Raw genomic sequence first — 21,931 nt, 5'->3', positions numbered from 1 at the left:
TTTTTCATGAAATGCACAAGGGAGCATCATCCTGATGAATGTAAGTCCAACCTACCGCTCGCGTTTGCAGGTCGTCACGTTGCTGATGCTGGCTACGTTGCTGACCGCCTGCGGCATCAACAACATCCCGACGCTCGATGAACAGGCCAAGGCCGCCTGGGGCCAGGTGCAGAACCAGTATCAGCGGCGCGCCGACCTCATTCCCAACCTGGTGGAAACCGTCAAGGGCTATGCGGCCCACGAGAAGGAAACCCTGACCGCCGTCATCGAAGCCCGGGCCAAGGCCACGTCGATCCAGGTGGATGCCTCGACCCTCGACAACCCGGAAAAGCTCAAGCAGTACCAACAGGCCCAGGACCAGCTCAGCGGCGCCTTGAGTCGCTTGATGGTGGTCTCCGAACGTTATCCGGACCTCAAGGCCAACCAGAACTTCCTCGCCCTGCAATCGCAGCTTGAAGGCACCGAGAACCGCATCAGCGTGGCCCGGCGCGATTTCATCCTCGCGGTGCAGAAATACAATACCGAGATCCGCACGTTCCCAGGTCGCCTGTGGCACACCGTGATGTACAGCGACCTGCCGGTGCGCGAGACCTTCGAAGCCACGCCGGGTTCGGAAAAGACCCCCGAGGTCAAATTCTGAACTGCGCTAATCGGCGTCACCACGCAAGAGGTTGCCAATGCGCGTCCTGAAAACAGGCCTGTTGCTGTTGTTGTGGGTGGTGGCGATCGCTGCTCGCGCCGAGCTGAGCTTTCCGGCGCTGACCGGGCGGGTGGTCGACACTGCGCAGATGATCGAGCCATCGGTGCGCCAGCAGCTCAGCCAACAACTTCAGGCCCATGAGCAAGCCACCGGCGAGCAGCTTGTGGTAGTGACGTTGCCGGACTTGCAAGGTACCGACATCGCCGACTTCGGTTACCAACTCGGCCGCCACTGGGGCATCGGGCAGAAGGACAAGAACAACGGCGCCTTGCTGATCATCGCCCGGGACGAGCGCCGGCTGCGTATCGAAGTCGGATACGGCCTGGAGGATCGCCTGACCGATGCCCAGAGTTCGGTGATCATCAACCAGGTCATCACCCCGTCATTCAAGACCGGCAATTTCAGTAAAGGCATCAGTGACGGCGTGGCGGCGATGCTGGTGGTGCTGGGCGGCAACCCCCTGGACGAACCCTCCACGGCGTATGAATCCAGGGGCGATCCGGGGGACGATTTCATCGCGCGGCATCCCGGGTTGTTCGTGTTTTTTGTGATGTTATTCATCCTGACTGTTTTTGTGTGCCAGATGCTCGGTATTCTTCCCGCTGGCCGGGGCGGCTCCGGTGGATCCGGGGGCGGCTTTGGCGGTGGTGGATTTGGCGGCGGCGGTGGAGGGGGAGGCTTCAGCGGCGGCGGGGGCAGTTTCGGCGGGGGCGGTTCGTCCGGCGGCTGGTGATAATAAAAATTAGCAGGCACTTCACGACATGGCATTACTGACTGAACACGAACAACGCAAGGTGGCCGAGGCCATTGCCCGGGTCGAGCGCGAGACAGACGCAGAACTGGTGACAGTACTCGCAGCCCGCGCCGACGACTATGCGTACATCCCGTTGCTGTGGGCCAGCCTGCTGGCGCTGCTGGTGCCGGGCATCGTGCATTACCTCACCGGCTGGCTGACCATGCACAGCCTGCTGATGGTGCAATGGGCCATCTTCATCGTGCTGTGCCTGGTGTTCCGCCTGCCGAAAGTCACCACCCATCTGATCCCGCGCTCGGTGCGCCACTGGCGTGCCTCGAACCTGGCGCGCCGGCAGTTCCTGGAGCAGAACCTGCACCACACCGAGGGCAGCACCGGCATGCTGATTTTCGTTTCCGAGGCCGAGCGTTACGTGGAGATCCTGGTGGATGAAGGGATTTCCAGTCGCCTGGACAACAAGAACTGGGACGCGATCGTCGCGACGTTCACCCAGCAGGTGAAACAGGGGCAGACGCTGCAGGGCTTTGTCAGTTGCGTCGAGGCCTGTGGCGAGTTGCTCAAGGTACATGTGCCGGTGACCCATGTGCGCAACGAGCTGCCGAATCGTCTGGTGGTGCTGGGTTAAGCCAGGGCTTCATCTGCTTTTGTAATGCGCCGCGACACAGTTCCCGAACGTTGTCCGGCGGGGAGCTTGTCTTCAACATCTCTCTCATGGTGCACGCCCTGCGATGGGCGTTCTGTGTAGAGGGAGTTCTTATGAAAACGCAACAAACGCTGGAGACCTTGGTGGAGGATGCACCCGGTAGCGCAATGCTTACTCCGTTGGTGCAACTGACAACGAAAGAGACACAAGCCCTGGAGTGGTGCCTTAAAGGCAAGACGTCCTGGGAGATCGCCAGGATTCAGAGTTGCTCGGAATCCACCATCAACTTCCACTTTTCCAATATCCGCCGCAAGTTCGCCGTCAGATCTCGCAACGCTGCCGTGTTCAAGGCGCTGAAGTCGGGAGCCATCACTATTGAGCCATTGCAGTCGCGAGATACCCATGAGCCTGACTGATTCGACCTATAACAGTATCAGCGGGCTCATGGTGGGGTTGGGTATTGCGACGTTGCCGGCTATCGATGGAGAAGCCCTGTTCGGCGCGACGCTTGGCGCGTGGTTGGTCACGACCACTCGCGGCAACTTCAAGGCCTGGCAACGCATCGGTTCCTGGCTGTTGTCGGCGGGTGTCGGTTACCTGTTTGTCCCGGTCGCCCAGCCACTGGCGCCTTTTCTGACAGCCGGTGTGACGGCCTTTCTGTGCGCGTTGCTGGTCATTCCCATCAGCATCAAGCTCATGCAGTGGATCGATGGCGCCGGCCTCGGTGACATCCTTCGTCATCTCAGGGGGCGAGGGCAATGACCTTTGAGATGGCGGCTCTGGTGTGGGTGGCGGGCGTGGCTCACCTGGTCAGTGCGTTCAGGCTGGCGTGTTACCAGCGCGACGAACAACGTTACCACTGGTGCGACAGGATATTGATCAGCTTGCTTGGCGCAGTGTTCTGCCTTGCCGGCATCGATGTACTGCTGACATTCCTGCCGGTGAGCCCATGGCATGCAGTGGTGAGTGTTTTTTCATGCGTAATGATTGTTCGCAGTAGTGGCAACATTATTGTTTTGTGGCATGCCTTCAAGCATTGAAACGTCGGACTTCAAGTCAGGTTTTGTTTGAGTGTCCAAGTGAGGCCAGGGTAGCGGCCATTTCCGAAAGTTGTGTTTCCAGATCCCGCAGGCGTCGTTTTTCCTCCAATGCGTTTTGTATTGCGCAGCGGTCATCCTCATCAAGTAATCGCCACAGCGAAAGGATGGTGCTTTCCTGCGTTGTTGCAGTTTCCGCAGCATTTGCAGGAGCGTTGACATGGGGCTGCCGCAGCATTGGCCCCTCGCCCAGCAGCAACCAGTCAAGGGAGATGCCGCGAGTCTGTGCAATATCTACGCATAATGAGTATGGCGTGCTGTCGCGGCCTTTCCAACTGCTGAGTGTCTGGGGGCTGATCTGTAGCGCAGTAGACAGGGAAGCGTCAGTTTTTGTACCCGTGATTTGCTTCAGGCGGGCCAAAACAGCTTGTGATTTTTTGCTACGCAATTTGAGCCTCTTCCTTTTGACATATGCTTTTTGAGTGCTTAACGTATGCGTAATGAGTACGTTTTTTCTTGTAAGTAATCAATCGTCAACTATGAATCTGAAGAATACGATGTCGAAACTTCCTAATGGTATCAGGGTGATTTCCTACGAGCTTGGCTCGTATCTATTACGTGTCCACCCGTTGCACTTCCTTTTGTCTGGCGGACGTTATTTGCAGCACCTGTCTTTCACCAATTGTGTTTCAAACAGTATTGCGTTTGATCAATTCGATTACCACCGGATGGCCCAAGGGAAGCATGTATGAGTACTTACAAGATGGTGTGCCCGCACTGCCTGAACCGGATGCGCATACGTACCAGCGAAGGGCGGCATATCTTCCTGCGGGTGGCATACCTGCAATGTACGTCGGAGGCCTGTGGCTGGTCGGTACGGGCCGAGTTCGAAATGACCCATGAGCTTTCCCCCAGTGGCATGCCCAATCCGGCCGTGCACCTGCCGTGCGCCGGACCTGACTTGCGCCGCGCCGCACGGCCTGTCGCCGAGAGTGCTCCGGCGGCGCAAGCGCAACAGGAGTCTTGAGCATGAAGGAGGTTGATGAACAGGCCCATTTGAATGAGGCGCTATTGGCCATAGCGCAGGCGTTTCTGACCCGTCATGAAGGCGAGGGTGTGATTGATGATCAAGTGCTGTTCTGCCGTGCGGTGAGGCATTTGCAGAGTCTGGATATGCCGATGCACCAGGCGGAGCGGCTGGTCAGCCATGCGTACGGATTACTCAAATCCAGCAACGATCGCCGACGTCTGGATCTGGCTGCAAGTTCCGAAACTGTCGCCGTGGTCACTGATCCGGTCAACGGTCTGACGTGGGCGGTGCCGGTAGGGTTGATCGTCAAGTTCGTCATCAACTCGCCGACCAATCGCAAACTTCGACTGGTGGAGCCATGAGGTAGCGACGGTTGAATTCAGGTCCCGATCGGCGGGAACGGGACCTGGCGCAAAATTACCCCGTGCCCAAAACCCTCGTCCCCCCTAAAATACCCGGCATCCCCAGATTCGTATTGCCGAGGCCGTTTTTCCATGTCCGTCACCGCCACTCCCGCCAGCCTCGCGCCGGATCATCACGCCCAGTTCATCGACCTGCTGCAATCGAGCCTCGAGCACAACGCATTCATCAAACTGGTGCTGGCCAAATACGTGGGTGATGAAACGGACCTGCAGCGGATCATCATCAAACCGGTGACGGTCAAGGCGCAGCCTTGCCTGTCTTTTGTCTACCGCTACAAGACCCGCGATATCACCAAGAACCTGCCGCTGGTCGAAGGTGTGGCGAGCATTGCCGGGCTGCTACCGGCGTCGTTCAAAAATGCGCATTTGTTGTCGTTGACCGACGAAGCCCAGCTCGAATACAGCAAAAAAGGCAAGTCATCGCTGTTCAAGAGCCAACCTCAGCAATTGCGCGAAGTGCCTTCGGCCGAGCACAACCGTGAGAAAAACCGTTTTCTTGACCTGAGCCGGCCGTTTCTCGCCGACCTCGGTGTGACCAACAGCAAGCACGAGCTGATCCCGGCGATGTCGCGCAAGTGGAAGCAGATCAACAAGTTCATCGAAGTGTTCAGCCATGCGCTGACGTCGTCCCCCCTGGCGCTGGACAAGCCGGTGCGTGTGGCGGACTTCGGGTCGGGCAAGGGCTATCTGACCTTCGCCATCCACGATTACCTGCGCAACACCTTGAAGGCCGAAGGCGAGGTGACCGGCGTCGAGCTGCGTGAAGACATGGTCACCCTGTGCAACGCCGCCGCCGCCAAACTTGAACACCCCGGCCTGGTGTTCAAGTGCGGTGACGTGCGCAGCGTGGCGCCGAGCGAGCTGGACGTGATGATCGCCCTGCATGCCTGCGATATCGCCACCGACTATGCGATCCACACCGGCATCCGTTCCGGCGCGGCGATCATCATGTGCTCGCCGTGCTGCCACAAACAGATCCGCCTGCAAATCCAGAGCCCGGCGCTGCTCAAGCCGATGCTGCAATACGGCTTGCACCTGGGCCAGCAGGCGGAGATGGTCACCGACAGTTTGCGCGCGTTGTTCCTTGAGGCCTGCGGCTACGAGACCAAGGTGTTCGAGTTCATCTCACTGGACCACACCAACAAGAACAAGATGATCCTGGCGGTCAAACGCGCAGAACCAGTGGACCCGGCTCAGTTGCTGGCGAAGATTCAGGAGCTGAAGGATTTCTATCGCATCAGCGAGCATTGCCTGGAAACCCTGCTGCGCTCCGACGGTTACCTCTGATCCTGTTGTAGGAGCGAGCTAGCTCGCGATGGACGTCAACGATAACGCGTGCTTTCTGAATCAACGCGTCGGTTTCAAGTCCTTCGCGAGCAAGCTCGCTCCCACAGGATTGGGTTTGATCGCTGTCTTGCGCCCGAGCATCACCGTCACGATCACCCCGCCAGCAAACAGCCAGGTAATCGGCTCCACATGTTCACCGAAGAACAGCGCCGAGAAGGCGATGGTGAAGAAGATCTGCAGCAACTGGATCTGACTGACCCGGGCAATGCCACCCATGGCCAGTCCGGCGTACCAGGCAAAGAAACCGATGAACTGCGAAAACAGCGAGACATATCCGAAGGCCCACCAGGTCTTGGCGGAAATCTCGCCCTGATGTTGTAGTGCCAGATACACCACCGGGCCGATCAGCAGCGGCGTCGACAGCACCAGCGCCCAGCAGATCACCTGCCAGCCGCCCATCTCCCTGGCCAGTCGGCCTCCCTCGGCGTACCCCAGCCCACCCACTGCAATGGCGCCAAGCATCAGCAAGTCACCGGCCTGAATGCTGCCGGCACCGCTGATCAGTGCATAACCGAGCACCAGCGCACTGCCCAATGCGGCGCAGGCCCAGAAGGCTTTCGAAGGCCGCTCATGGGACAACCACGCGGCGTACAGCGCCACGCACAGCGGCTGCAAGCCGTTGACCAGCGCACCGTGGGACGCCGGCAAGGTTTGCATGGCCCAGGCCGACAACACCGGGAAACCGAGGATCACCCCGGCCATCACCAGCGTCAGGCCTTTGACCTGCTTCCAGGTCGGCCATTTTTCCCGGTGCCACAGCAACAGCAACGCCGCCGGAACCGCTGCAAACAGTGCCCGGCCCAGGCCATTGAGCAGCGGGTGGAGTTCCTGCACGACGATCCGCGTGAAGGGCAGGGTGAGGCTGAAGATCACAACGCCGAGCAGGCCCAGGGCCATGCCGGTGTTTTCGCGCGAGGACATGATGGCAACCAGAATCGTGGAAGGTGGGAGGTGTTGTTATCTAGCCATAAACCCGGTGTAAGCCGCTGTTACAGCTAGGTGCAGAGTTATCCGTACAGTTGCGAACACACCTATGTGGCGAGGGGGCTTGCCCCCGTTGGGCTGCGCAGCAGCCCCTATCCGGTTTCATCAAACGAACCGCACTGTCCTATTTTGCGCCTGCTTCGCAGGCGAACGGGGGTAAGCCCCCTCGCCACAAGGTAGTAGCCGGTTGTTACCCGACCCGCCGGATAAGGACTACCTTGAATACTCCTGCACGCCCACTTCCAGAGGAGTCCTCCCCATGGCTGCGAAAAAAATTCTGATGCTGGTCGGTGATTACGTCGAAGACTATGAAGTGATGGTGCCGTTCCAGGCGTTGCTGATGGTCGGCCACACGGTGCACGCCGTTTGCCCGGACAAGGCTGCCGGCCAGACCGTGCGCACGGCGATCCATGACTTTGAAGGCGACCAGACCTACAGTGAAAAACCCGGTCACCTGTTTGCCCTCAACTTCGATTTCGCCAAGGTCAACGCCGCCGATTATGACGCGGTGCTGATTCCGGGCGGCCGTGCGCCGGAGTACCTGCGCCTGAACGAAAAAGTCCTGGAACTGGTGCGCGCGTTCGACAAGGCTGGCAAGCCGATCGCTGCCGTGTGCCATGGCGCGCAGTTGCTGGCTGCAGCGGGTGTTCTCGAAGGTCGCGAATGCAGCGCTTATCCGGCCTGCGCTCCGGAAGTGCGACTGGCGGGCGGTACGTATATCGATATTCCGGTGACGGACGGCCATGTCCAGGGCAATCTGGCCACGGCTCCGGCCTGGCCTGCGCATCCGAACTGGCTGGCCGGTTTCCTGGGGTTGCTGGGTACTAAAATCACGCTGTAAAGAGGGGCATGCCCATGTGCGAGCTGTACGTCAAAGCCGACCCGATACTCTACGAATCGCGCTCCCGCTCGCTGCGCATTTGCGGGGTGGTCACCACCTTGCGACTGGAGAATCAGTTCTGGGACATCCTCAGCGAAATCGCCGAGGTCGACGGCATGACCACCAATCAGTTGATCGCCAAGCTGTATGAAGAGGTGATGGACTACCGCGGCGAGGTGGTCAATTTCGCTTCGTTCCTGCGGGTGAGTTGTACGCGGTATCTGAGCCAGCGGCGGACGTCAGCACCGGAGTTGTCGGTGGTGCGGGCTGCGGCGAAGTAAGGAAGATCGTGTCGACGCCATCGCGAGCAAGCTCGCTCCCACAATGGTTTGGTGTACACAAATCTACTGTGGGAGCGAGCTTGCTCGCGAAGGGGCCAGAACAGGCGACAGAAACCCGAGGCTGGTCTTTACTGTGAAGCGCGCAACCTTTCAATCGCCAAGGAGAAAGAGCATGTCCGGATGGTATGAAGTGAGCAAAAGCAGCAATGGCCAGTTCAGGTTTGTCCTCAAGGCGGCCAACGCCGAGACCATTCTGACCAGCGAGCTGTACACCACCCACGCCGCCGCCGACAAAGGCATTGCCTCGGTCCAGGCCAACAGCCCGTTGGATGAGCGTTACGAGAAGAAAATCACCAAGGATGGCCACCCGTATTTCAACCTGAAGGCGGGCAACCACGAGATCATCGGCAGCAGCGAGGCCTATTCCTCCGATGCCGCCATGGAGAAAGGCATCGCCAGCGTGAAGGCCAACGGTTCGTCCAAGGTGGTCAAGGACAAGACGTTGCCGGTGCTTTGAGTACAGCTTTCAAATCCAGCAAAAATCCCTGTGGGAGCGAGCTTGCTCGCGATGGCGGTCTGACAGTCAACATCCGTGTTGAATGTAATGGTCTCATCGCGAGCAAGCTCGCTCCCACAGTGGCTTTATGTACAGCTGGAGATCAGCGCAGGGCCTTCAACAGATCTTCCAGCTGATCACAACTCGCCTCACTCAACGGGAATACCGGCAGCCGCGGATCCCCCACCTCCAGGCCCGTCGCCCGCAAACCCGCCTTGATCGTCGCCGGCAAGCCACCCTTGAGGATGAAATCCAGCAGCGGCAACTGGCGATAGAACAGCTCGCGAGCCTTGCGCAAATCGTTGGCCAGCACTGCTTCGTACAAATCCAGGTTGAGCTGCGGGATCAGGTTCGGCGCAGCGGTGCACCAGCCTTTAGCGCCGGCGGCGAAGGCCTCCAGGGCCAACGGATTGCAGCCGTTGTAGAACGGCACCTGGCCTTCGCCGAGACGTTGCAGTTGATGCATGCGCTGGATGTCGCCGGTGCTCTCCTTGACCATGGTCACGTTTTCCACGGCGTTGACGATGCGCAGGATCAGGTCCACCGACATGTCGGTGCCGCTGGTGGCCGGGTTGTTGTAGAGCATGATCGGCACGCCGATGCTGTCGCCGATGGCGCGGTAATGGGCGAGGATCTCCGCTTCGCTGAGTTTCCAGTAGGACGTGGGCAGCACCATCACCACATCGGCGCCGTGAGCTTCGGCGAAACGCGCGCGGCGCACCGCTTTAGCGGTGGTCAGGTCGGACACGCTGACGACGGTCGGCACGCGCCTGGCCACGTGCCTGATGCTGAACTCGCTGACCTGATCCCACTCTGCGTCGCTCAAGTAGGCACCTTCACCGGTGCTGCCCAGCGGTGCGATGGCGTGTACGCCGCCCTCGATCAGTCGGTCGATGGAGCGCCCGAGGGCATCCAGGTCAACGCCTTCGCCGTGGGGGGTGAAAGGGGTGATGGTGTAGCCGATGATGCCGTGAATGTTTGCGGTGGACATGGTGTCTCTCCGTTCGATCGATGGGTTCAGTTCAGGCAATCGGCGTGTTGGCGCAGGATCTGCCGGGCGTAGTAGTTGAAAGCGGCGGCATGCCGCTTGGGCCGGGCAATCCAGTCGTGGGCTTCACGGCCCAGCTCGGGAATGATCGGCTTGATGGTCCCGGCGCTCATCGCCAGCAGTTGCAGTTTCGCGGCGCGTTCGATCAGTTGCGCGATGACACAGGCTTCCTCGATGGTACCGCCGGTGGACAATTGGCCATGGTGCGAAAGCAGGATCGCCCGTTTGTCGCCCAGTGCCCCGGCAATCAGCTCGCCTTCCTCGTTGCCCACCGGCACGCCCGGCCAGCCTTCGAGAAACGCGCAGTCGCCATAGAGCGGGCAGAGGTCCATGTGGGAAATCTGCAACGGCACTTCCAGCATCGACAAGGCTGCAACGTGGGTCGGATGGGTGTGAATGATGCAGTTCACATCCGCTCGGGCGCGGTACACCCAACTGTGAAAACGATTGGCCGGGTTGGGCATGCCGTGGCCTTCGAGCACCTCCAGGTCCTCGTTGACCAGCAGCAGGTTGCCCGCAGTGATTTCGTCGAAACCCAGGCCCAGTTGTTGAGTGTAGTAAGTGCCGGGTTGCGGACCACGGGCGGTGATTTGTCCGGCAAGGCCGGAATCGTGACCATGCTCGAACAGGATGCGGCAGGTCAGGGCCAGCTTTTGCCGGGCGGTCCACGTATTATCCGCCAGGGTATTTTGCATTTGGCTCAGCGCGTGCTTGACCAGTTGCTCTTTGGGCAGTGCTAATGTCTTGGCCATATCGGTGTCCTTTGGGTGATTCAATGGACGTCGGGTTTGCCGTTCACCGGTTCCTCGCAAAGTCGTCGGTGAGTGCAAATGACACTAAAGAGGCTATATGACACATTGTGTCATTGGCAAGGACAAATCGTTGCCTCCTTGATGGATAAATCGCTCTACATGTCTATCCGTTTGAAATTACTCAGAAAAAAACTTGGCGTGACGTTGGAAACCCTGGCCGAACAATCCGGCATGACCAAGAGTTACCTGTCGAAAGTCGAACGCGGGTTGAACACGCCGTCGATTGCTGCGGCCCTGAAACTGGCCAGGGCGCTGAATGTGAAGGTCGAGGAACTGTTCTCTGAAGACAACGTCAGCCTCGACAGCTACAGCCTGGTGCGCAGCCACGAACGGCAACCCTTGGGCGTCAGTGACAACAATTCGGGTTACGCGGTGCTGGCCCATCAGGTCAGCGAACGCAGCCTGCTGCCGTTCATCATCTACCCGCCGGCCGAGTTCACCGACAAGACCTTCAAGGAGCATTTGGGCGAGGAGTTTTTATTCGTCCACGAAGGGCGGGTGGAGGTGGACTTCATGAACGAGCGCGTGCTGCTCGATCGTGGCGATGCGTTGCACTTCAATGCGCAAAAGCCGCACCGGATTCGTTCGGTGGGCGAGGTGCAGGCGCAGTTGCTGGTGGTGGTGCACAGCACTGAAGAATGAGTTGACTGCAAAAGCATCGCGAGCAAGCTCGCTCCCACAGGGATCACGCTGAACCTGTGGGAGCGGGCTTGCTCGCGAATGCGTCAGATCAGTTGCCGCTAAACCTCGACCGGAACCGCCAGCTTCGTGCCACCCAACGCATGGCTCTTCGAATCAAAAAAACGCAACTCAACCCCCGTCCCCTCAAACACCTTCGCGTAATGCCGCTTCTGGTGCTGGATGAAGGCCTTGCTGCGCGGGTAAATCGAGATCGCCACCACCTGCGGTTTCGCCAGGCGCAAGGCATGGATGATGTGGCTGTCCTGCTCCCCCAACGCATGGCCGAAGATGCACAGCGCCTGGCCGTGACCGAGTAATTGCTCGTAGCAGAACGACAGGTAATCCGAACTGCGAATGGTCTTGAGCTTGTCCGCACTCGGGCCTTCATTGACGAACAGCGGCACGTCGTCGAGGGTCTTGATCGTGTTGTTGATGGCGAAATTGCCCAGCAACGTGCCCTCGGTCGACATCAGCTTGCGCGCCGTACCGTCCTGGTTGCGCACCAGATGCAGACCGCCGTGCAGGTACAGCAAACGGGTTTTATCGGTGGCCGTGTCGCTCAGGTCGAAACCGGGTTCGGCGCCCTGGAACAGATCGCTGATCGCCTCAGGCTGGTGTTGCACCGCCCAGTAGTTGAGCAGGTCGTAATTGGTGGTGAACACCGTGCGGTAGCTGGCCAGTTCCTGATTGATGGTTGCCAGCGTCGAAGGCACTACCAGCCGCCACGGGATATGCACCGCGTGCACGGTGTTGATCAGCGCTTCCTTGATCGCGTAGTAGCGATTGCGCGGAGCGGCGGAGCTGACAGCCAGGGCCTTGTTGACCCGGCTGGTGGTTTTCAAGGCGCTCAGTACCTGCTCGAAACTGCGGGTCTGCATCGCATCGAACACGCTCAACTCGGACGGGCTCAGGGGCTTTTCTTCAACGGTGCGGGCGTTTTCGAACAGCGATTCGTAGCCGAAATCGTCCCACACCGCGCGACTGGCACCGTTGCCCACCAGCAAGCCACTGAACGAAGTGGTGCTGCGCAAGGCGTTCCAGTCTTCAAGTTGAGCATCGACATCCTGGAAATCGGTCATTGCGTTCTTCGTCTCACGGCAAAAGGTCTGTGGGCGGCGACTTTATCACGACCGGTGCCTGGACCACGGCACGACGTGGGCGAAGAACGCTATGCTGCGACTTCGCCTGAGCCGACTTCGCCGAGTACCCGATGCTGCAAAAAAGCCTGATCCGCCGTCTCGACCTGATCACCCTGCAACTGTTCGTCGCCGTGCACGAAGAGGGCACGCTGACCCGTGCAGCGGTGCGCGAAGCGATTGCCGTCTCGGCGGCGAGCAAGCGTTTGATGGAGCTGGAGGAGGCGTTGGGCATCAGCCTGTTCGTGCGCCAGGCCAAGGGCATGTCCCTGACGCCGGCCGGTGAAACCCTGCTGCACCATGCCCGGCAGATGTTGTTCAACGTCGAGAAAATGGGACTTGAACTGGGCGAGCACAGCCACGGTGTGCGCGGCTATGTGCGGATGCTCGCCAACCTGTCGGCGATCATTCAGTTTTTGCCCGAGGACCTGCGGGACTTTTCCGAGCGTCACCCACAGGTCAAGACCGACCTCGAAGAACGCCCCAGCGCCGGGGTGATTCAGGGCGTGCTCGACGGGGTGGCCGACCTCGGGATCTGTTCCATCGACAGTGACATCAAGGGCCTGCACAGCGTGCTGTATCGCCAGGACAAACTGGTGGTGTTGATGCCGCCGCACCATCCATTGGCGAGTCGGTCCAGCGTGGCGTTCGCCGATACGCTGGACAGTGATTACGTTGGGTTGCATGCCGCCAGTTCGATCAACATGCGGACCCATGCCGCCGCCCGCGAGGCCGGCAAGGTGCTGCGGGTGCGAATTCATGTGCCAGGGTTCGACGCCATGTGCCGCATGATCCAGGCCAACATGGGGATCGGCATCCTTCCGCAGCGCGCCTATGAATTGTTTGGCCGGGCGCTGGGTTTGCACGCGGTGCCGTTGACGGACGAATGGTCCGATCGGGCGTTGATTCTGGTGGTGCGCGATGAGGCGTTGCTGTCGCCGGTGAGCTGGATGTTGTTTGAGCATTTGCGGGATACAGCCTGATAGTTCTCGGCTGAATGGGCGGGCCTCATCGCGAGCAAGCTCGCTCCCACACTGGGTCGGCGCCGCACTGAGGATCCCTGTGGGAGCGAGCTTGCTCGCGATGACTGACCTGAGGCCACGACAATTTCCCAAAGCGTTCGCATTTCGCGAACGCCCGTTGCCAACTGAAGGTTGGATTCCCGAGCTACCTGTCCTCTAGCCTTGGCACATATTCCAAGAACAAGAGGTACCCCGCGATGACTGCCCCTTTGAGTGCGATCAAAGTGATCGAGATCGGCACGCTGATCGCCGCGCCGTTTGCGGCGCGCATGCTGGCCGAGTTCGGCGCCGAAGTGATCAAGATCGAAGCCATGGGCCAGGGCGATCCCCTGCGCAAATGGCGCAAGCTGCACGAAGGCACCTCGTTGTGGTGGTACCTGCAATCACGCAACAAGAAGTCCCTGGCGCTGAACCTCAAATCCCCTGAAGGCATCGAACTGGTCAAGCAACTGGCGACCAGCGCCGATGTGCTGATCGAGAACCTGCGCCCCGGCGCCCTGGAAAAACTCGGCCTCGGTTGGGACGTGTTGCACGCGCTCAACCCCAACCTGACGCTGGTGCGGATTTCCGGATACGGCCAGACCGGCCCGTATCGCGATCGTCCGGGTTTCGGTGCCATAGGCGAAGCCATGGGCGGGATTCGCTACACCACCGGCACGCCTGGTTCGCCGCCGGCGCGGGTCGGCGTGAGCCTTGGCGATTCCCTGGCGTCACTGCATGCGGTGATCGGTGCGCTGATGTCGCTGCTAAGGGTCAAGACCGGGCAGGGCGGCGGGCAAATCGTTGATGTGTCCCTGGCCGAAAGCGTGTTCAACGTCATGGAAAGCCTGGTGCCGGAATACGACATGCTTGGCCATGTGCGCGAACGCAGCGGCGGTGCCTTGCCGGGTATCGCGCCGTCCAACACCTACCTGACGGCCGACGGCGCCTACGTGGTGATCGCCGGCAACAGCGATCCGATCTACAAACGCCTGATGCAAACCATCGGCCGCGCCGATCTGGCCGAGGCGCCGGAGTTCGCCCACAACGACGGGCGTGCAGCCAAGAGCAACCTGCTCGACGCCGCCATCACCCACTGGACCAGCAGTTTGCCCATCGACGAGGTGCTGGCCGCGCTGGAGGCCGCCGAAGTCCCGGCCGGACGCATCTACTCGGTGGCCGACATCGTCGCCGATCCGCACTATCAGGCGCGGGACATGCTGCTCAATGCCGAGTTGCCCGGTGGCGCCACGGTGAAGATGCCAGGCATCGTGCCGAAACTCTCCGAGACGCCCGGCGGCGTGAACTGGTCCGGCCCCGGGCTGGGCCAGCACACCGACGGCATCCTCGCGCAATTGGGCCTGACTGCAACAGACATCGAACGCCTGAAAGTCGAAGGAGTGGTGCAATGATCACCGATTATTCCAACAGCCTGATCGTGCAGGAAGTGTCCCCGCGCGACGGTTTGCAAATCGAGCCGACCTGGGTTGAAACCCACGACAAGATCGCTCTGATCGATCAACTGTCGCTGGCCGGGTTCAGCCGCATCGAAGCCGGTTCGTTCGTGTCGCCCAAGGCCATTCCTGCGCTGCGCGATGGTGAACTGGTGTTCAAGGGCATTAGCCGGCAACCGGGGGTGATCTATGTCGCGCTGATCCCCAACCTCAAAGGCGCGCAGCGGGCATTGGCGTGCCGTGCCGATGAGCTGAACCTGGTGATGTCCGCCAGCCAGACCCACAACCTGGCGAACATGCGCATGCGTTGTGAGGATTCATTGGCGGCGTTCGGCGAGATTGTGCAGTTCGTCGGCGACAGCCCGGTGCGACTCAACGCCAGCATCGCCACCACCTTCGGCTGCCCGTTTGAAGGCAAGATCGATGAGGACCGGGTACTGCAAATCGTCGACGCCTATCAGGAGCTCGGCATCCAGGGCATCACCCTGGCCGATACCACGGGCATGGCCAACCCGCGTCAGGTCGACCGGCTGGTGCGCCGGGTGCTGCAAAGGGTCTCCCCATCAGACCTGACCCTGCATTTTCACAACACTCGCGGTCTTGGCCTGTGCAACGTGCTGGCCGCTTACGAGGCCGGTGCCCGTCGCTTCGACGCGGCCCTCGGTGGCCTCGGCGGCTGCCCGTTCGCACCGGGGGCATCGGGAAACATCTGCACCGAGGATCTGGTGAACCTGTGCGATGAAGTCGGCATTCACACCGGCATCGATTTGCCGCTGCTGCTGAAACTGTCCCGGGGACTGCCGGCTCTGCTCGGCCACGAAGTGCCCGGTCAACTGGCCAAGGCCGGGCGCAATTGTGACCTGCCCCCGATCCCTGCCTGACACCGCAGAACACCTGTGGGAGCGAGCTTGCTCGCGATGACTGAGTCACAGCCAACCTCAATGTTGGCTGACCCGACGCAATCGCGAGCAAGCTCGCTCCCACAATAAAAAAGCACCTCAACCAGACAACAAAAACAATCGGACACCCACGGGAAGTCCGCCTGGAGAAACGCAATGAGCCTTAATGCACTGGAGGCCGGCGCGAGCCCGGCCGTTAGCCACGACGAAGAAAAAGCCCTGGTCAGCAAAGTCGCCTGGCGCCTGATGCCGCTGATCATGGTCTGCTACCTGTTCGCCTTTTTCGACCGCATCAACATCAGCTTCGCCAAGTTTCAGCTGCAGGCCGACCTGAGCCTGAGCGACACCGCTTACGGCCTGGGTGCCGGGTTGTTCGTGGTCGGTTATGTGATTTTCGAAGTGCCCAGCAACATGATGCTGTACAAGGTCGGCGCCCGGCGCTGGATCGCCCGGATCATGATGTCCTGGGGCCTGGCCACGGCGGCCATGGTGTTCGTCAACAGCGAATGGCAGTTCTACGTGCTGCGCTTCGTGATCGGCGCGATGGAGGCGGGTTTCGCTCCGGGCGTGCTGTATTACCTGACCCTGTGGTTCCCGCAGCACTATCGCGGGCGCATCACCTCGATGCTGTTCCTGGCGTCGGCGTTCGCTGGCCTGGTGGGCGCGCCGTTCTCGGGTCTTGTGCTGCAACACCTTGACGGTGTGCTGCAAATGCGTGGCTGGCACTGGCTGTTCCTGCTCGGTGGCGTGCCGTGTATCGGCCTCGGTTTGCTGGTGCTGACCCTGCTCAAGGACCGCATCGAAGACGCCCATTGGCTGACGCCTTCGGAGAAGACTTTGCTGGCCAGCCGTATCGCTCAGCATGAGCCGCACAAGAGCGGTGGTTCGCTGCTCGCCGCGCTACGGATTCCGGGCTTCCTGACCTTGGGGCTGATCTATTTCCTGATTCAGGTGGCGTCCTACGGCTTGAATTTCTGGGCGCCGCAACTGATCCGCAGCGCAGGTACCGAGAGTCCGGTGATGATCGGCTTGCTGACGGCCATCCCGTACATCTGCGGCGCCATCAGCATGGTGGTGATCGGACGGCTGTCCGATGCTTCTGGCGAGCGACGCAAGTTTGTCGCCGGTCTGGTGGCGGTCGGTGCGGTCGGGTTCTTCTGTGCGGGGATCTTCGCCAGTCACACGACCTTCCTGATTATTGCGTTGGGCCTGCTCGGTGCCGGGATCATCGCCTCCATCCCGAGCTTCTGGACCCTGCCGCCGAAACTGCTGGCCGGTGCCGGCGCGGGCGCGGCCGGCGGGATTGCGGTGATCAACACCCTGGGCCAGTTCGGCGGCATCGTCAGCCCGGTGATGGTCGGCCGAATCAAGGACCTGACCGGCAGCACCACGCCGGCGCTGTATGTCATTGGTGTGTGTGCGCTGATCGCCGTGGCGCTGTTGTTGTGGGGATTGCCGCAGAAGTTGCGCACACTCGACAAGGCCTGATGCCATAGACCGCTTTCGCGAGCAAGCCCGCTCCCACAGGAACCGCGTACCTCCCTGTGGGAGCGGGCTTGCTCGCGAAGGCGGCCAGGAGAACACCCTCGCATCGTCGGTTATCCCATCAACCCGCCGTCACCAACCCTTTGGCCGGCGCATCAAAAAACTGGATCAACACCACCCCGGCCATCAACAACATCACTCCCACCAGCTTGGGCAGGTTGATCTGCCGCTCCACCAACCCGAACCAGCCGAAGTGATCCAGCAACAACGACCCCACCACTTGCCCCGCCAGCGCCAATGCCATGAACCCCGCGGCACCCAGCTTGGGCAGCAGCACCAATGCCAGGGAAATGAATATCACCCCAAAAGCACCACCGGCCCACATCCAGAGCGGCGCCTTGCTGATGAATGCCAGTGATGGCAACGGCAAGCGCATCGCAACGATGATCGGCAACAGCACCACGACGCTCACCAGCAACGAGGCGAGTGTCGCCCACAGCGGATGGCCCAACCCGCGCCCGAGATTGACGTTGATCGCGCTCTGAAACGGCACCACCGCCCCGGCGATCATCGCCAGTCCAATCAGACCGGCCCAATGCAACGTACTCATGATCGATCTCCAACAGGTTTTGCTGGACTCTAGGGTATTCGTCGCGCAGATTTAAATTCCGTTTTGTTATCCAGAACATGCAGCAGATGAATAATCTTCGCCGTATCGACCTCAACTTGCTGGTGATCCTCGACGCCTTGCTCAGCGAGCAACACGTGACCCGGGCGGCCGAGCGTCTGCACTTGAGCCAGCCAGCGGTCAGCCATGCGCTGGCGCGCTTGCGTGACCTGCTCGGCGATCCGCTGCTGGTGCGCGCCGGTGCCGGTCTTGTGCCGACTCCGCGAGCGCTGGAACTCGTGGTACCGCTGGCCGCAGCCCTGGCCCAGGTGCAAGCGCTGCTGGCGCCGAACGCCTTCGATCCCGCGACCACCCAGCGCACCTTCCGTCTGGCGATGTCCGACTACGGCGCCGCCATTGTCCTGCCGGGACTGATCCGTACGTTGCGCCGCGAAGCGCCGGGCATCGACCTGCAAATCAGCCATGGAAGCCGCGAAAGCATGCTCGAAGGGGTGCTCAACGGTGACATTGATGTCGCCGCCGGTGTATTCCCGGAAATGCCCTATGAGTTGCGCAGCACGCCCCTGTTCGAAGAGCACTATGCCTGCCTGGTGGACCGCAACAGCCTGCCCGCCGATGGTGACCTCGACCTGCCCACTTACCTGGCTCGGCCTCACGTCCTGCTGGAAATGCGCGGCAGCGGCACCCCGGAAATCGAGCGTGCATTGACTGCATTGCGCGAACGCCGGCGTGTGGCTGTCAGCCTGCCGCACTGGAGCGTCGCCCCGCAGCTCATCAGCGGCACCGACCTGATCCTCACCGTCGCGTCGCGCGGCTTGCGCGATATCGATCAGTCTTCATTGGTTGTCGTGCCACCGCCGTTTCACATTCCGTCGTTCACCTTTGTGTTGGCGTGGCATAAACGGCGGGGTGGGGATCAGGCGTTGAACTGGTTGAATGAGTGGATCGTCCAAGGGACCCACCGTTGACTGATTTCTGTCGCGATCAGGCAGTCGGCAGTTGAGGTCCTGATATAGACTGGCCACCATTCACCAAGCCGTTCAAAAGGACTCCCCATGACCCCATCGTTGCTAATGGCCGTGCTTGCCTCGGGTTTTATCTACGGCATCACCCCGGGCCCGGGTGTGCTGGCGGTATTCGGTATTGGCGCGGCCCATGGGCGACGGGCCGGGGCGGGGTTTCTGTGCGGGCATTTGCTCGGTGATGTGGTCTGGTGCAGCACGGCGCTGATCGCGATTGTCGGTGCGCGGGAGATCGGCAGTACGGCGTTTGACGTGCTCGGTGTGCTCAGCGGCCTGTACCTGTTCTGGCTCGGCTGGCGTGCGGTGCGCGCCCGGCGTAGCAGCGGTGATGCGCCGCAGGGTGCGGCGCGGCAGCCGTTCTGGCACGGCATCCTGTTTGGCCTGACCAATCCCAAGGCCTATCCGGTGGCGGTGGCGACGTTCACGGCATTGCTGTCGAGTCGCGCGGAACTGCTCAACTGGTCAATGCTGCCGGCGCTGATCGCCTTGAGTTTCGTCGGCGGGTTGCTCGCCTACGCTATTCTCATCGGCATCGTCGGTGCGCGGCGAGTGCGCACCTTGTACCAGCGTCATGAACTGGCAATCACCCGGTTGTGCGGGGTAATGTTCATCGGTTTCGCCATTAATGCGCTGGTCCATGCGTTGCCGGGGCTGATGCCGGAAAAGGCTTGAATGTAATCACAGGGATGCAAGGCTGACGGGGCAGGGATGATTGAAGAGCGCTGCATTATCGGGGCACCCACGCTGAACCATGGAAAACCGGAATTCCGCGCCGCTGGCGAGTTATATCGATCTGTTGCTGGACGCCGTCTGTGCGGTGGATAAGCAGGGCCGCTTCGTCTTTGTCAGCGCGGCATGCGAGCGCATTTTTGGCTACAGCGCCGATGAGATGATCGGCGAGGCGATGATCGACATGGTGCACCCGGGCGATCGCCAGCGCACCCTCGACGCCGCCCGGGAGATCATGGGCGGTGAGCCCAAGCTCAACTTCGAAAACCGCTACCTGCGCAAGGATGGCAGTGTGGTGCACATCCTCTGGTCGGCACGCTGGTCCGAGGACGATCAACTGCGCATCGCCGTTGCTCGTGACATCACCGAGCGTAAGCAGGCCGAGTCCCGGCAGGCAGCGTTGTATGCGATTTCTGAAGCGGCCCATGCGACAGAGGATCTGCTGGCGTTGTTCAAGCGCATCCACATGATCATCGGCGAATGGCTGCCGGCATTGAGTTTTTCCGTGGCGCTGTACGACCAGCACTGCGCACAGCTGAACTTTCCCTATCACGTCGATGACCACGAGCCACAGCCCGAACAGCCCGGAACCATGACCGGGCGCCTGTGTGTCGAGGTGATCTGCACGGGGCAGCCGATCCTGTTGACTCCGGGCCAGTGCCCACCTCTTGCCGGCTTCGAAATGCTGCAGACCGAACAGAACGCACCCTGTTGGCTGGGTGTGCCGCTGAGTTCGCAAAACGGCACCATCGGCGCGCTGATCGTCAAAAGCATTCCGGGCGGCGAACGCTACACCGAGCAAGACAAGGAGCTGCTGCAATACGTCTGCGCCCAGGTCGCCACGGCCATCGAGCGCAAGCAATTGCACGCCCGCCTGCAACACATGGCCCAGTACGACCAACTGACCCAGTTACCCAACCGCGAGCTGCTGCGCGAACGGCTCAAGGCGTCACTGCAAGTGGCCCGGGAGGGCGGCGGGCGCATGGCGCTGCTGTACGTCGACCTTGACCGCTTCAAGCAAGTCAACGACACCCATGGGCACGCGGTCGGCGACATGCTGTTGCAAGCGGTGGCCAACAGGCTCAAGGGCTGCGTGCGGGAAATCGACACCGTGGCCCGCATCGGCGGCGATGAGTTCGTGGTGTTGCTGCACAGCATTCACGCGGCGGACGATACCGACCTTGTGGTCGAGAAAGTCCGTCAGGTCCTGGCTCAGCCCCTGCGCCTGGACGGGCACAGCCTGAATATCCAGCCCAGCATCGGCGTCGCCCGATACCCCGATCACGGCACCGAAGAGAAGCAATTGTTCCGGCATGCCGACGAGGCGATGTACTGCGCCAAACGCGAGCATCACCTGCGACTGGTCTGAAAAACCGCGCACCGTTCGTCGTGGCATCCACGTAATTTTCTAAACCTTTTGGGGCGCGCAAATTCAGATTCTATGCGGGCTACAGCTCGCCGCGACTACCACCAAGAGGAAGAGAATCATGCCTAATTCAAGAAACTCGAACTCGGGGAACTTCGCCAATGATCGAACGAAGGCCTCTGAAGCCGGTCGCAAGGGTGGGAAAACCACCACGACGACTGTCGACAAAGAGCCTGCGAAACCCGACATGGGCCGCAAGCCCGGACAGAAATCCAAGTAATGGATGATGGTGGTTTTGATTGAGAAGCGGGGGCGAAAGCTCCCGTTTGAATTTGAAGAGGAGGGCGCGACCATGAACCGGATGGCCACCCGATTATGTAATACCAGTCTTGCCACGTTACTGGGCCTGTTTGCCAGCGGCGTCTTTGCCCAGTCGACTGCCGAGTTCATCGACGAGGCCTCGGCAAAAGGTATTGCCGATATTGAAGCTAGTCGCCTGGCGCACCAGAAAGCCGAGTCCAAAGAGGTCAAGGACTACACCATTATCGTCATCAACGACCGCACCACGGCGAACCAGCACCTGGCTAAAATCGCCAAACAACTGGATATACCGGTCGCCCCCCGGGAAGAGATTGTCGAAAAGGCCAAAACCCTGATGCCACAAGTCCTGGATGGGGCAACCTACGACGAGGCCTATACCGCCAGTCAGGTGAAGACCACGCAGGAAGCCATCGAACAGCTGCAACAAGAGGCGCAGACCACCGACGTGCCGCAAATCAAGGCGTTCGCCGAAGAAACCCTGCCTAAATTGCAAAATCACCTGGAAATGGCCAAGGCGTTGCAAGCCAGCCGTTGACCTGAAGGTTTCAACACAAACGGCGCGGGGCTTCAGTCACGCGCCGTTTTTCTGTTCAGCACTGGTCCAGATGCGGCTTGGGATTATGCGTTGGGTTCAGGCCATTGAGGTCAAACACTCGACGTGATCGAAAAGGTTATTTTCTGAAACCTTTAGCGGTGCTCGCCGCGGTATCGTAGC

The 21,931-nt window shown here is 60.4% G+C and carries 28 protein-coding genes; 22 read left to right on the top strand and 6 right to left on the bottom strand.

Annotated elements, in window-relative coordinates; genetic code table 11:
* Positions 1–34 precede the first annotated feature (34 nt).
* From AC1RS8_RS21695 to AC1RS8_RS21670, 6 genes are all read left to right on the top strand, one after another.
* Complete coding sequence (locus AC1RS8_RS21695) at positions 35–640, top strand: LemA family protein (protein ID WP_057716067.1); 606 nt, start codon at positions 35–37, stop codon at positions 638–640.
* Positions 641–677: 37 nt separating this feature from the next.
* Positions 678–1,433: a TPM domain-containing protein gene (locus AC1RS8_RS21690; RefSeq protein ID WP_057716066.1), complete on the top strand. Its 756-nt coding sequence runs from the start codon at positions 678–680 to the stop codon at positions 1,431–1,433.
* A 28-nt stretch (positions 1,434–1,461) separates the two neighbouring features.
* Positions 1,462–2,079 carry a TPM domain-containing protein gene (locus AC1RS8_RS21685; protein ID WP_057716065.1) on the top strand — a complete coding sequence of 206 codons (618 nt, stop codon included), beginning with the start codon at positions 1,462–1,464 and terminating at the stop codon, positions 2,077–2,079.
* Positions 2,080–2,210: 131 nt separating this feature from the next.
* Positions 2,211–2,513 carry a helix-turn-helix domain-containing protein gene (locus tag AC1RS8_RS21680; RefSeq protein ID WP_489339923.1) on the top strand — a complete coding sequence of 101 codons (303 nt, stop codon included), beginning with the start codon at positions 2,211–2,213 and terminating at the stop codon, positions 2,511–2,513.
* Entirely contained in the window at positions 2,500–2,859 is a 360-nt protein-coding gene (locus AC1RS8_RS21675) for a putative holin (protein WP_057716063.1), read from the top strand. Before AC1RS8_RS21680 ends, AC1RS8_RS21675 begins: the two co-directional genes overlap by 14 nt.
* Complete coding sequence (locus tag AC1RS8_RS21670; protein ID WP_090453589.1) at positions 2,856–3,137, top strand: phage holin family protein; 282 nt, start codon at positions 2,856–2,858, stop codon at positions 3,135–3,137. Before AC1RS8_RS21675 ends, AC1RS8_RS21670 begins: the two co-directional genes overlap by 4 nt.
* A gap of 16 nt (positions 3,138–3,153) precedes the next feature.
* On the opposite strand, the gene AC1RS8_RS21665 is transcribed toward AC1RS8_RS21670, so the two are convergent.
* Positions 3,154–3,582, bottom strand: coding sequence for a helix-turn-helix domain-containing protein (locus tag AC1RS8_RS21665; protein ID WP_057716061.1), 429 nt, complete (start codon positions 3,580–3,582; stop codon positions 3,154–3,156).
* A 300-nt stretch (positions 3,583–3,882) separates the two neighbouring features.
* Here AC1RS8_RS21665 and AC1RS8_RS21660 point away from each other — a divergent pair, with 300 nt between their 5' ends.
* The 3 genes from AC1RS8_RS21660 (at position 3,883) to AC1RS8_RS21650 (ending at position 5,873) form a co-directional block, all read left to right on the top strand.
* Positions 3,883–4,161: an Ogr/Delta-like zinc finger protein gene (locus AC1RS8_RS21660; RefSeq protein WP_057716060.1), complete on the top strand. Its 279-nt coding sequence runs from the start codon at positions 3,883–3,885 to the stop codon at positions 4,159–4,161.
* A 2-nt stretch (positions 4,162–4,163) separates the two neighbouring features.
* On the top strand, positions 4,164–4,526 hold the full coding sequence (locus AC1RS8_RS21655; protein WP_489339924.1) for a hypothetical protein: 363 nt from the start codon (positions 4,164–4,166) through the stop codon (positions 4,524–4,526).
* Positions 4,527–4,658: 132 nt separating this feature from the next.
* Complete coding sequence (locus tag AC1RS8_RS21650) at positions 4,659–5,873, top strand: class I SAM-dependent methyltransferase (protein ID WP_489339925.1); 1,215 nt, start codon at positions 4,659–4,661, stop codon at positions 5,871–5,873.
* A gap of 60 nt (positions 5,874–5,933) precedes the next feature.
* Here the strand turns inward: AC1RS8_RS21650 and AC1RS8_RS21645 are convergent, their stop codons facing one another.
* On the bottom strand, positions 5,934–6,854 hold the full coding sequence (locus tag AC1RS8_RS21645) for a DMT family transporter (protein WP_057716057.1): 921 nt from the start codon (positions 6,852–6,854) through the stop codon (positions 5,934–5,936).
* A 322-nt stretch (positions 6,855–7,176) separates the two neighbouring features.
* On the opposite strand from AC1RS8_RS21645, the gene AC1RS8_RS21640 reads away from it, so the two are divergent.
* The 3 genes from AC1RS8_RS21640 to AC1RS8_RS21630 all read left to right on the top strand — a co-directional run bounded on the left by AC1RS8_RS21640 (position 7,177) and on the right by AC1RS8_RS21630 (position 8,595).
* On the top strand, positions 7,177–7,758 hold the full coding sequence (locus AC1RS8_RS21640; protein WP_008051822.1) for a DJ-1/PfpI family protein: 582 nt from the start codon (positions 7,177–7,179) through the stop codon (positions 7,756–7,758).
* Between the two features lie 14 nt (positions 7,759–7,772).
* Complete coding sequence (locus AC1RS8_RS21635; protein ID WP_095945146.1) at positions 7,773–8,078, top strand: ribbon-helix-helix domain-containing protein; 306 nt, start codon at positions 7,773–7,775, stop codon at positions 8,076–8,078.
* A 172-nt stretch (positions 8,079–8,250) separates the two neighbouring features.
* Complete coding sequence (locus AC1RS8_RS21630) at positions 8,251–8,595, top strand: YegP family protein (RefSeq protein WP_150814255.1); 345 nt, start codon at positions 8,251–8,253, stop codon at positions 8,593–8,595.
* A gap of 142 nt (positions 8,596–8,737) precedes the next feature.
* Here the strand turns inward: AC1RS8_RS21630 and AC1RS8_RS21625 are convergent, their stop codons facing one another.
* Positions 8,738–9,625 (bottom strand): dihydrodipicolinate synthase family protein, encoded by an 888-nt coding sequence (locus AC1RS8_RS21625; protein ID WP_090453599.1) that lies wholly within the window; start codon positions 9,623–9,625, stop codon positions 8,738–8,740.
* Positions 9,626–9,651: 26 nt separating this feature from the next.
* A complete protein-coding gene (locus tag AC1RS8_RS21620) occupies positions 9,652–10,434 on the bottom strand; it encodes an aldolase (protein WP_489339926.1) in 783 nt (260 codons plus the stop codon).
* A 159-nt stretch (positions 10,435–10,593) separates the two neighbouring features.
* Here AC1RS8_RS21620 and AC1RS8_RS21615 point away from each other — a divergent pair, with 159 nt between their 5' ends.
* Entirely contained in the window at positions 10,594–11,136 is a 543-nt protein-coding gene (locus AC1RS8_RS21615; protein ID WP_057716658.1) for a helix-turn-helix domain-containing protein, read from the top strand.
* Positions 11,137–11,234: 98 nt separating this feature from the next.
* On the opposite strand, the gene AC1RS8_RS21610 is transcribed toward AC1RS8_RS21615, so the two are convergent.
* The gene (locus AC1RS8_RS21610) at positions 11,235–12,254 is read right to left on the bottom strand and encodes a DUF4917 family protein (RefSeq protein ID WP_407514084.1); all 1,020 of its coding nucleotides are present in this window, start codon (positions 12,252–12,254) and stop codon (positions 11,235–11,237) included.
* A 131-nt stretch (positions 12,255–12,385) separates the two neighbouring features.
* Between AC1RS8_RS21610 and AC1RS8_RS21605 the strand changes: the two genes are divergently transcribed.
* The 4 genes from AC1RS8_RS21605 to AC1RS8_RS21590 all read left to right on the top strand — a co-directional run bounded on the left by AC1RS8_RS21605 (position 12,386) and on the right by AC1RS8_RS21590 (position 17,153).
* A complete protein-coding gene (locus AC1RS8_RS21605) occupies positions 12,386–13,294 on the top strand; it encodes a LysR family transcriptional regulator (RefSeq protein ID WP_489339927.1) in 909 nt (302 codons plus the stop codon).
* A 236-nt stretch (positions 13,295–13,530) separates the two neighbouring features.
* On the top strand, positions 13,531–14,724 hold the full coding sequence (locus AC1RS8_RS21600) for a CaiB/BaiF CoA transferase family protein (RefSeq protein ID WP_154861774.1): 1,194 nt from the start codon (positions 13,531–13,533) through the stop codon (positions 14,722–14,724).
* Entirely contained in the window at positions 14,721–15,647 is a 927-nt protein-coding gene (locus tag AC1RS8_RS21595; RefSeq protein WP_489339928.1) for a hydroxymethylglutaryl-CoA lyase, read from the top strand. The genes AC1RS8_RS21600 and AC1RS8_RS21595 overlap by 4 nt, the downstream gene beginning before the upstream one ends.
* A gap of 174 nt (positions 15,648–15,821) precedes the next feature.
* On the top strand, positions 15,822–17,153 hold the full coding sequence (locus tag AC1RS8_RS21590; RefSeq protein WP_349733361.1) for an MFS transporter: 1,332 nt from the start codon (positions 15,822–15,824) through the stop codon (positions 17,151–17,153).
* Between the two features lie 118 nt (positions 17,154–17,271).
* Here the strand turns inward: AC1RS8_RS21590 and AC1RS8_RS21585 are convergent, their stop codons facing one another.
* Positions 17,272–17,760: a DMT family transporter gene (locus AC1RS8_RS21585; protein WP_150814264.1), complete on the bottom strand. Its 489-nt coding sequence runs from the start codon at positions 17,758–17,760 to the stop codon at positions 17,272–17,274.
* Between the two features lie 77 nt (positions 17,761–17,837).
* Here AC1RS8_RS21585 and AC1RS8_RS21580 point away from each other — a divergent pair, with 77 nt between their 5' ends.
* From AC1RS8_RS21580 to AC1RS8_RS21560, 5 genes are all read left to right on the top strand, one after another.
* Positions 17,838–18,746 (top strand): LysR family transcriptional regulator, encoded by a 909-nt coding sequence (locus AC1RS8_RS21580; RefSeq protein WP_489339929.1) that lies wholly within the window; start codon positions 17,838–17,840, stop codon positions 18,744–18,746.
* Positions 18,747–18,833: 87 nt separating this feature from the next.
* Positions 18,834–19,472 (top strand): LysE family translocator, encoded by a 639-nt coding sequence (locus tag AC1RS8_RS21575; protein WP_340316609.1) that lies wholly within the window; start codon positions 18,834–18,836, stop codon positions 19,470–19,472.
* Between the two features lie 79 nt (positions 19,473–19,551).
* Positions 19,552–20,898 (top strand): sensor domain-containing protein, encoded by a 1,347-nt coding sequence (locus AC1RS8_RS21570; protein ID WP_489339930.1) that lies wholly within the window; start codon positions 19,552–19,554, stop codon positions 20,896–20,898.
* A gap of 118 nt (positions 20,899–21,016) precedes the next feature.
* Positions 21,017–21,175 carry a KGG domain-containing protein gene (locus AC1RS8_RS21565; protein ID WP_007976786.1) on the top strand — a complete coding sequence of 53 codons (159 nt, stop codon included), beginning with the start codon at positions 21,017–21,019 and terminating at the stop codon, positions 21,173–21,175.
* Between the two features lie 72 nt (positions 21,176–21,247).
* On the top strand, positions 21,248–21,751 hold the full coding sequence (locus AC1RS8_RS21560) for a DUF4142 domain-containing protein (protein WP_489339931.1): 504 nt from the start codon (positions 21,248–21,250) through the stop codon (positions 21,749–21,751).
* The last annotated feature ends 180 nt before the right edge of the window (positions 21,752–21,931 follow it).

The organism is Pseudomonas sp. GW821-FHT12A04, assembly GCF_058807755.1.
This window is presented reverse-complemented; position numbering and strand designations above follow the sequence as displayed.